Raw genomic sequence first — 8,828 nt, 5'->3', positions numbered from 1 at the left:
CGTGCCCTGCTGCCGCGTGCGCTCTCCCTCTCCTTCTCCCCCCCTCCTCCCCCCTCCCCCCCCCCCCCCCCCCCCCCCCCCCCCCCCCCCCCCCCCCCCACCGGCCCGCAGCTCCCGGACGACATCAAGCAGCCCCCACCGCGCTACCTGTTGAGCTCGAACCAGACGACCTTCCCGGTACTGAGCCGCGTCGCCCCCCACCGCCGTGCCAGCCGGTTCACCAGGTACAGGCCCCGGCCGCCCTCGTCCGTCGCGCGGGCCTGCCGCAGCCGGGGCAGCTGGGGCACGTCGTCCCCGACCTCGCAACGCAGCACATCGGTCCGCAGCAACCGCAACGTCACCGGCCGCGACGCGTACCGCACCGCGTTCGTCACGACCTCGCTGACCAGCAGCTCGACGGAGTCGGTGAGCTCCTCGAGGCCCCAGCGGGCCAGCGCCCGCCGCGCGAGCCGCCGGGCCCGCCCCGGCGCCGCGTCCTCCGGCTCCAGGAACCAGTACGCCACGTCGCTCGGCGCGATCCCGTCGAACCGGGCCGCGAGCAGCGCGATGTCGTCGTCGCGGTCACCCGGCCCGAGCATGTCGAGCACCTCGTCGCACAGGGCCTCGAGCGGCGGCGGATGGTCCGGCCCCGTCAGCTGCGCCGTCGCGGCGAGCTTCTCGCGCAGCTGCTCTATGCCGGTCCACACGTCCCGCAGCCGGGACTCCACGAGACCGTCGGTGTACAGCAGCAGCGTCGCCCCCGCCGGCGCGTCCAGCTCCACCGCCTCGAAGTCGACCCCGCCGACGCCGATCGGCGCCCCGGCCGGCACCCGCAGCACCTCGGCGTGCCCGCCCAGGTGCAGCAGTACCGGCGGCGGATGACCGGCGTTGGCGATGGTGATGCGGTGCGACACCGGGTCGTAGACGGCGTACAGGCAGGTCGCCATCCGGTCACTGCCGAGCCGCTGGGCCTGCTCGTCCAGGTGGTGCAGGACCTCCTGCGGCGGCAGATCGAGGCCCGCCAGCGTCTGCGCGGTCGTCCGGAGCTGGCCCATGATGGCCGCCGACGTCATGGAGTGACCCATGACGTCACCGACGACCAGCGCCACCCGGCTCCCGGGCAGCGGGATCGCGTCGTACCAGTCGCCGCCCACCCGGGCCGTCTCGGCGGCCGGCAGGTAGCGGGACGCCAGCCGCACGCCCGTCGCGCTCGGCAGGTTCTCCGGCAGCATGGTCCGCTGCAACTCGTCGGCGATGTACGCCTCCCGGCCGTACAGCACCGCCTTGTCGATGCCGAGCGCGCTGTGCGTGGCCAGCTGGGCGGCGACCAGCAGGTCGTCGGTCTCGAACGCCAGCCGCTCCGGGCGGCGCAGGAACAGGGCCGCGCCGATCACCCGGCGCCGGCCGCGCAGCGGGGCGAGGATCGCGTGCTGGGCACCGGGGACGAGCGACTCGTTGCCCTCGCCGAGGAGTTCGGGCAGCGCCGCGCGTGCCGCGGGGGAGTCCGCGAAAACCGGACGCACGCCCCGCAGCACCTCGTTCAGCGCGCCGCCCGGCCGTACCTCGCACAGCTCCGCGGTGAGGGCGGCCAGGCCGATGTCGGCGGGATCCGGCTCCGGGACCGGCAGGGGCGGGAAGCCCTCGCCGTCCCGCTCCTCCGGGATCCGGTCGGTGCGGCGCAGCCGCAGCACCACCGGGCCGACGGGCCGCTCGTCGCCGACCGGCAGCGGGTCGCGCAGATAGACCAGGATCGCGTCCGAGAAGGTCGGCACGGTCGCCCGGCACAGCCCCATCACGATCTCGTCCAGGTCGATGCCCCGGGCGATCCGCCGGGTCGCGGCGCCCACGAAGCGCAGCCGGTCGCCGTCCCGCCGCATCGGCATCGGCCGGCCCGGCGGCAGTCCGCGTCCGGTACGCCGCTCCTGCGCGCTCGCCACCCGCTCCGGCTCGGCGGCGGGCTGCGGCGGGATGCCGTCGGGGGCGGGGCGCGGCCGGTGCGGATCGGGCTCAGCGCTGGTGGGCTGGGCGTGCTCGGGGCCGTTGACGGAGTGCTCCTCGGACGTGCTGGTACCGGGGCCGGAAGGCGTCTCGCCCGCGCGGGCCTGTGCCGGTAAGGCGGTGCCGCCGCGCGGACAGGGCTGGGGTTGTCCCTGCGTCTGCAACTGCGGCTGCGGGGTACGCAGGAGCGCCCCGCGGGCCTCCGCGGGGTCGGCGCCCGGCTGTGGGCGCTCGTAGGAGGTGGGGTGCTCCGTCACGCGTGTCGAATCCGTCCGTCCGGGGCTGCGCGCCGGGCGCGCAGGTGGTCCCGCCGAAGTGCCGATACCCGGATTACGTGTCCCAGGAACGGAATTTCGGCGTGGCTGGAGGCTGTTCCTGTGCCACCGGCGAACGATCTGCGGCCCGTGCGCCGCTCGCCGGTGTTGCCCTCGTACCCCTCGCTCACGTCCTGCCGCCCCTCGGTGACGTTCGGTCAAGCCCGGCGCATGATCCGGGAGTTGTGCTCACGCTTCCTTGCGGAGGACGATCCTACGGTTGTGGACCGGGGGCGCATCAAGGGTCTCATGAGGACACGTGCGCGGGCGTACGGTCCCAGTCCTTCGGCAGTGACGGTACCTCCCAGGACGGGTCCGGGCGCCAGTGCTGCCAGCCGGCCGAGAAGGGCGCCTCCCAGGCCTCGACGGCGGCCACCGCGGCCAGGCCCGCCGCCCGCACCGCCGCGGCCGTCTGTGCGCCCATCAGCCCGTCCCGCTGGGCCTGCGCGAACTCGTCCTCGTCGAGCCACCGCCAACTGCGGTCCGGGTGCACGGAGATGTCCAGAAAGTGGTCCTCCGAGTCCACTCCGCCGTCCCAGCGGGCCAGCGGCTGCTCCAGGTTGACGTACCAGTTCTTGAACTGCCAGCCCGGCTCCCAGAACAGCCACACCGACCAGGGCTGACCGGGCCGGGCCAGCTTCAGCACGCCGGTGCCGTGCCAGTGGCCGTGCGTGACGGACCGGGGTTTGGTGTAGCGGGACTCCAGCGGTTCCTCACCGACCGACGAGCCGTCGGCGAGCACGGGTCGGACGCACTCGGTGCCGGGGGCCAGCCAGACGGCGAGCAGCTCCTCGTCGTCCCGGACGACGGTGACGGGGCGCGCGATGTGGAAGCCGTGCCCGGCGTTCTCCCGGTACCGCCACAGGATCTGGCTCCCAGGAGTCCAGAAACCGGTCCCGTCGCCGGTCGCACCGCCCGTTTCCCCGCGCATCACGCGTCTCACCGCTCCACCGTCTGCCATGGACAGATATTAGGTGCCGTAGGCATACGACGCTGCGGTGGACGTCACGGTTCTGGCCGGGCGGCGCGAAACGTTCGCACGTGGTTACGGCCGTGTCATCCGCAGGACATCCAGCGCCTCGTCCAGCTGCTCGACGGTCAGGTCGCCCCGCTCGACGTACCCGCTCTCGATGACCACCTGGCGGATCGTCTTACGTTCCGCGAGCGCCTTCTTGGCCACCTTGGCGGCCTCCTCGTACCCGATGTACTTGTTGAGCGGCGTGACCACGGACGGCGACGACTCGGCGTACTCCCGGGCCCGCTCCCGGTGCGCCGTGATCCCGTCCACGGTCCGGTCGGCCAGCAGCCGCGAGACGTTGGCGAGCAGCCGGACGGACTCCAGCACGTTCTTCCCGATGACCGGCAGCATCACGTTGAGCTCGAAGTTCCCGGCCGCGCCGGCCACGGCGATGGTCTGGTCGTTCCCGACGACCTGCGCGGCCACCATCAGCACGGCCTCGGGGATGACCGGGTTGACCTTCCCCGGCATGATCGAGGACCCCGGCTGCAGGTCGGGCAGCGAGATCTCGGCGAGCCCGGTCCGCGGCCCCGAGGACATCCACCGCAGGTCGTTGGCGATCTTCGTCAGGCCGACCGCGACGGTCCGCAGCTGCCCGCTGGTCTCCACGATCCCGTCCCGGGCGCCCTGCGCCTCGAAGTGGTTGCGGGCCTCCGTGAACGGCAGCCCGGTGACCCGCGCGACCTCCTCGATCACCGCGGCGGAGAACCCGGGCGGGGTGTTGATCCCGGTGCCCACCGCCGTCCCGCCGAGCGGCAGTTCGGCCAGCCGGGGCAGCGAGGCCCGCAGCCGCTCGACGCCGTACCGCACCTGCGCCGCGTACCCGCCGAACTCCTGCCCCAGCGTGACCGGCGTCGCGTCCATCAGATGGGTCCGCCCCGACTTCACCACATCGGCGAACTCCTCGGACTTCCTGGTGAGCGAGTCGGCGAGGTGCTCCAGGGCCGGAATCAGGTCACGGGTGACGGCGGCGGTGGCGGCGATGTGGAGGGACGACGGGAACACGTCGTTGGAGGACTGCGAGGCGTTCACGTGGTCGTTCGGATGGACGTCCCGCCCCAGCCGCTCGGTCGCCAGCGTCGCGAGGACCTCGTTGGTGTTCATGTTCGACGAGGTGCCGGACCCGGTCTGGAACACGTCGACGGGAAAGTGCTCGTCCCACTTCCCCGCGGCGACCTCCTCGGCCGCCTCCTGGATCGCTTGCGCGACGTCCTTGTCGACCACCCCCAGCTCGGCGTTCACCTTGGCCGCCGCGCCCTTGATGCGGGCCAGCGCCTCGATGTGCGCGCGCTCGATCCGCTGCCCGGAGACGGGGAAGTTTTCGACGGCCCGTTGCGTCTGGGCCCGCCACTTGGCGTGCGCGGGGACCCGGACCTCGCCCATGGAGTCGTGTTCGATGCGGTAGTCGCTCATGCCCTTGTCAGCGATCGGGGGGCGGCGGTTGTTCCGGGCGCCTGCTGCATTGGCACCACCGACGTCACCGGGTCGGGGGACTGCCCCTCCGCTCGCCGGGCGGGACATCCAGGACAAGTGTGACGATCAGCCCAAGGCGGCAGGGCGACTCCCTGCCGTCACCACGGCTACCAGGAGGGCCACTCATGAACTTCACTCCAAAGGGTCTGCTCGGCGCCCTGGCGGCGGTGTCCATAGGCACGGCGACCCTGCTGGGCGCGGGCGCCGGCACCGCCGCCGCCGACGGCGGAGCCCACCGGGCCCACTGCGACCGCGCCGAACGCCCGGTGTGGAGCGGCGATCCCAGCCGCAACATGACGAGCCACGGCTGCACCCTGCCGTCCAGCAAACGTCCCTGGTACCGCGTCGCGATCGACAACCTGGCGCAGCCCCACCACACGACGGACTACGCGAACGGCCCGGTCGACCACACCGAGAAACTGCACGACGAAACCGTCCGGTGCATGGGCTACACCAAGGACGGCGACTCGGTGAACTGGTTCGGCTGCATCCCCGACTGACGACGCTCGTTCATCACCCCGCACGGCGGACGAGGCAGGCCGGCACCCCCACTGTCCGGCCTGTCCGGCGTTCGGGGACGAGGCCGGCCCGCACCTCCACCCTCCAGCCCGTCCGGCGTTTGAGGACGACGACGGGCCCGCGCCCCCACTGTCCAGCCCGTCCGGCGTTTGAGGACGGCGACGGGCCCGCGCCCCCACTGTCCAGCCCGTCCGGCGTTTGAGGACGAGGCCGCAGGCCGATGCGGGGGTCCGGGGGCGGCAGCCCCCGAACCGGGCGGTCGAAGGGGGCCCACCCCCTGGAGGGACGGGACGGGTAGGGGCGGCGGGGGCGACATCCTCCCTCGCCGCCCCGGACGCACTACGCCAGCCCGGGCCCTCGCACCGGGATCGTGGTGAACGTCGGAGCCGGGGCGGGGTCCTGGAAGAAGTCGTTGCCCTTGTCGTCCACGACGACGAACGCCGGGAAGTCCTCGACCTCGATCTTCCAGACCGCCTCCATGCCGAGCTCCTCGTACTCGACGACCTCGACCTTCTTGATGCAGTCCTGCGCGAGCCGCGCGGCCGGCCCCCCGATGGAGCCGAGATAGAACCCGCCGTGCGCCTCGCACGCGTCGGTGACCTGCTTGCTGCGGTTCCCCTTCGCGAGCATCACCTTGGAGCCCCCGGCCGCCTGGAACTGCTCGACATAGGAGTCCATGCGCCCGGCCGTCGTGGGCCCGAAGGACCCGGAGGCGTACCCCTCGGGCGTCTTCGCGGGCCCCGCGTAGTACACCGGGTGGTCCTTCAGGTACTGCGGCATCTCCTCACCCGCGTCGAGCCGCTCCTTGATCTTGGCGTGCGCGATGTCCCGCGCCACGACCAGCGGCCCGGTGAGCGAGAGCCGCGTCTTGACCGGGTACTTGGTCAGCTCGGCGAGGATCGTGTCCATCGGCTGGTTGAGGTCGATCCGCACCACGTCCGAGGACTCGTCGAGGTGCTCGTCCGTCGTCTCCGGCAGGAACCGCGCCGGGTCCGTCTCCAGCTGCTCCAGGAACACGCCCTCGGCGGTGATCTTCGCGACCGCCTGGCGGTCCGCGGAGCAGGAGACCGCGATGGCGACCGGGCAGGACGCGCCGTGCCGCGGCAGCCGCACCACCCGCACGTCGTGGCAGAAGTACTTGCCGCCGAACTGCGCGCCGATCCCGATCTTCTGGGTCAGCTCGAAGACCTTCTGCTCCAGGTCCTTGTCCCGGAAGCCGTGCCCGAGCTCCGAGCCCTCGGCGGGGATCTCGTCCAGGTAGTGCGCGGAGGCGTACTTGGCGGTCTTCAGCGCGTACTCGGCGCTCGTACCGCCCACCACGATCGCCAGGTGGTACGGCGGGCAGGCGGCCGTGCCGAGCGAACGGATCTTCTCCTCCAGGAACTTCATCATGGAGGCCTCGTTGAGGACGGCCTTCGTCTCCTGGTAGAGGAACGACTTGTTGGCCGAGCCGCCGCCCTTCGCCATGAAGAGGAACTTGTAGGCGCCGCCGTCGGTGGCGTACAGCTCGATCTGGGCCGGCAGGTTCGACCCCGTGTTCTTCTCCTCCCACATGGTGAGCGGAGCCATCTGCGAGTAGCGCAGGTTGAGGTTCAGGTACGCGTCGTAGATGCCGCGGCTCAGCGCCGCCTCGTCGCCGCCCTCGGTCAGCACGTTCTGCCCGCGCTTGCCCATGACGATCGCCGTGCCGGTGTCCTGGCACATGGGCAGCACGCCGGCCGCCGCGATGTTGGCGTTCTTCAGCAGGTCGAGCGCGACGAACTTGTCGTTGCCCGACGCCTCCGGGTCGTCGACGATCCGGCGGAGCTGGGCGAGGTGGGCCGGGCGCAGGTAGTGCTGGATGTCGTGGATCGCCTCCTCGGCGAGCTTGCGCAGCGCCTCCGGCTCCACCTTGAGGAACGTCCGCCCGTCCGGTCCCTCGACGGTGGACACGCCCTCCGAGGTCACCAGCCGGTACGGGGTGGTGTCCTCGCCCTGGGGGAGCAGATCGGTATACGCGAACTCAGGCATCTCAGCCCATTCCTCACTCTGACGGACGGCCGCCCGCCGACGCTGGCGGGCGCTGTCCAGCGTAGAACCTGCCGCTGACACGGAACCTGTGAGGTAAGGCTCAGTTCGCGGAGCGTACGGGTTTTCCACAGGTCGCGGCGAAGGGTAGTCGCGATCTATCGCGTTTCGGTACGCTGCTGCCGTGGACCTTCAGAAGCAGACCCCTCAGGAGCGGGCCGGGGCGCCGGTGGCCGAGCTGCGCGCCTCCGACGCGGACCGCGACCGTATCGCCGACATCCTGCGGGAGGCCCTCGCCGAGGGGCGCCTGACCGCCGACGAGCACGCCGAGCGCGTGGAGGGGGTGCTGAACGCCAAGACGGTGGGCGAGCTGGAGGTCTTCATACGGGACCTGCCCGCGGCCCACGCCCGCCCGGCCGCCCCGGCCTACACGCCGGTGCCCCCGCGGCCCACTCCCGGCGCGATCCCCGTCGAGGCGGACAGCAACGTGGTCGCCGTCTTCAGCAGCGCCCGCCGCCGCGGCCGCTGGCGGGCCGGCCGCCGGCTGCACGCCTACGCGGTCTTCGGCTCCGTCGAGCTGGACCTCACCGAGGCGATATTCGAGTACCAGCAGGTCGTCATCAAGGCGATCTCGGTCTTCGGCGACATCCAGATCCGCGTCCCGGAGAACGTGTCGCTGCGCGGCACTGGGGGCGGCGTGCTCGGCAACTTCGAGGCGGACACGCTGGATTCGGTCGACTCCGACGCGCCGGTCGTCTACGTCGACGGCTGGGCCGTCCTCGGCAACGTGGAGGCGCGGCCGAAGCGCGGAAAGCTCATCGCCGACATCCTGGACCGGGTTCAGGACAAGGTCGACCGGACGGTGCGCAAACACCTGGACCGTTGACGGTCGCGAATCACTCCTTGCCCAGCGGCCCCAGGGGTCGTGAACAAGCCTACGGGCTACGGCTGTTGAGAACGCTGTGCATAGGCCCGCGCACAGCGGGTAGGCCTTGCTGCATCGTCTCTCGCTCGCGAAGCCGTCGTCAGGAGTAGACCCGTGCTGCAACCGCCGCATTCGTCCCTGCAGGTAGCTGCCGTTCCGGCCCAGCGGGTGCCAGTGCGGGACAGGGACCAAGACGCACCCTGGCACACCGAGGCGGTGTGCCGGCGCGACGAGGCCGGCCTGTTCTTCGCACCCTCCAAGGAACCCACCGCCGCCCGGCTGTCCCGCGAGGAGGCGGCCAAGCGGGTCTGTGCCCGCTGCCCTGTGATGGTCGAGTGCCGCGAACACGCGCTGCTCCAGCCCGAGCCCTACGGCGTCTGGGGCGGCCTCACCGCGGCGGAGCGCCGCGTGGTCCTGGCCCGCCGCAGGCGCCGCGACATGGAACTGAAGAAGGCGGCGCGAGCGGCAGCGGCGAACCGCATAGCGCAGGCAGGCTGACGAAAAGGCGTCCTCTCCGCACCGAGGGCGCCTTCTCGCTTGCCGAGGGGGCATCGCCCCTGTCTTTTTTAGGGGCGCTGGGGGAGGAACTGCGCGA

Annotated in this window: 7 protein-coding genes; 3 read left to right on the top strand and 4 right to left on the bottom strand. The window is 71.9% G+C overall.

The features are described 5' to 3' along the window. Positions 1-143 precede the first annotated feature (143 nt). The 3 genes from ACZ63F_RS19675 to ACZ63F_RS19665 all read right to left on the bottom strand — a co-directional run bounded on the left by ACZ63F_RS19675 (position 144) and on the right by ACZ63F_RS19665 (position 4,722). Complete coding sequence (locus ACZ63F_RS19675; RefSeq protein ID WP_469712464.1) at positions 144-2,234, bottom strand: SpoIIE family protein phosphatase; 2,091 nt, start codon at positions 2,232-2,234, stop codon at positions 144-146. Between the two features lie 304 nt (positions 2,235-2,538). Beyond that, positions 2,539-3,252: a cytidylyl-2-hydroxypropylphosphonate hydrolase gene (gene fomD, locus ACZ63F_RS19670; protein ID WP_469712463.1), complete on the bottom strand. Its 714-nt coding sequence runs from the start codon at positions 3,250-3,252 to the stop codon at positions 2,539-2,541. A gap of 84 nt (positions 3,253-3,336) precedes the next feature. Next, positions 3,337-4,722: a class II fumarate hydratase gene (locus tag ACZ63F_RS19665; RefSeq protein ID WP_469712462.1), complete on the bottom strand. Its 1,386-nt coding sequence runs from the start codon at positions 4,720-4,722 to the stop codon at positions 3,337-3,339. Between the two features lie 185 nt (positions 4,723-4,907). On the opposite strand from ACZ63F_RS19665, the gene ACZ63F_RS19660 reads away from it, so the two are divergent. Continuing rightward, entirely contained in the window at positions 4,908-5,282 is a 375-nt protein-coding gene (locus tag ACZ63F_RS19660) for a hypothetical protein (protein WP_352354459.1), read from the top strand. Positions 5,283-5,640: 358 nt separating this feature from the next. Here ACZ63F_RS19660 and ACZ63F_RS19655 read toward each other — a convergent pair whose 3' ends face one another. Continuing rightward, positions 5,641-7,311 carry a fumarate hydratase gene (locus ACZ63F_RS19655; RefSeq protein ID WP_352366510.1) on the bottom strand — a complete coding sequence of 557 codons (1,671 nt, stop codon included), beginning with the start codon at positions 7,309-7,311 and terminating at the stop codon, positions 5,641-5,643. A 181-nt stretch (positions 7,312-7,492) separates the two neighbouring features. Here ACZ63F_RS19655 and ACZ63F_RS19650 point away from each other — a divergent pair, with 181 nt between their 5' ends. Together ACZ63F_RS19650 and ACZ63F_RS19645 are read left to right on the top strand one after the other, a co-directional pair. Further along, positions 7,493-8,194, top strand: a complete 702-nt coding sequence (locus ACZ63F_RS19650; RefSeq protein ID WP_469712461.1) for a DUF1707 SHOCT-like domain-containing protein — start codon at positions 7,493-7,495, stop codon at positions 8,192-8,194. 153 nt (positions 8,195-8,347) lie between these two features. Next, positions 8,348-8,731, top strand: a complete 384-nt coding sequence (locus ACZ63F_RS19645; RefSeq protein ID WP_089099070.1) for a WhiB family transcriptional regulator — start codon at positions 8,348-8,350, stop codon at positions 8,729-8,731. The last annotated feature ends 97 nt before the right edge of the window (positions 8,732-8,828 follow it).

This window comes from Streptomyces sp. NPDC104761 (genome assembly GCF_055583445.1).
This window is presented reverse-complemented; position numbering and strand designations above follow the sequence as displayed.

What these genes read in the sequence shown, in the direction of transcription:
- fomD (WP_469712463.1), bottom strand. Translation starts at nt 3,252, where the DNA reads ATGGCAGACGGTGGAGCGGTGAGACGCGTGATGCGCGGGGAAACGGGC.
- ACZ63F_RS19665 (WP_469712462.1), bottom strand. Translation starts at nt 4,722, where the DNA reads ATGAGCGACTACCGCATCGAACACGACTCCATGGGCGAGGTCCGGGTC.
- ACZ63F_RS19660 (WP_352354459.1), top strand. Translation starts at nt 4,908, where the DNA reads ATGAACTTCACTCCAAAGGGTCTGCTCGGCGCCCTGGCGGCGGTGTCC.
- ACZ63F_RS19655 (WP_352366510.1), bottom strand. Translation starts at nt 7,311, where the DNA reads ATGCCTGAGTTCGCGTATACCGATCTGCTCCCCCAGGGCGAGGACACC.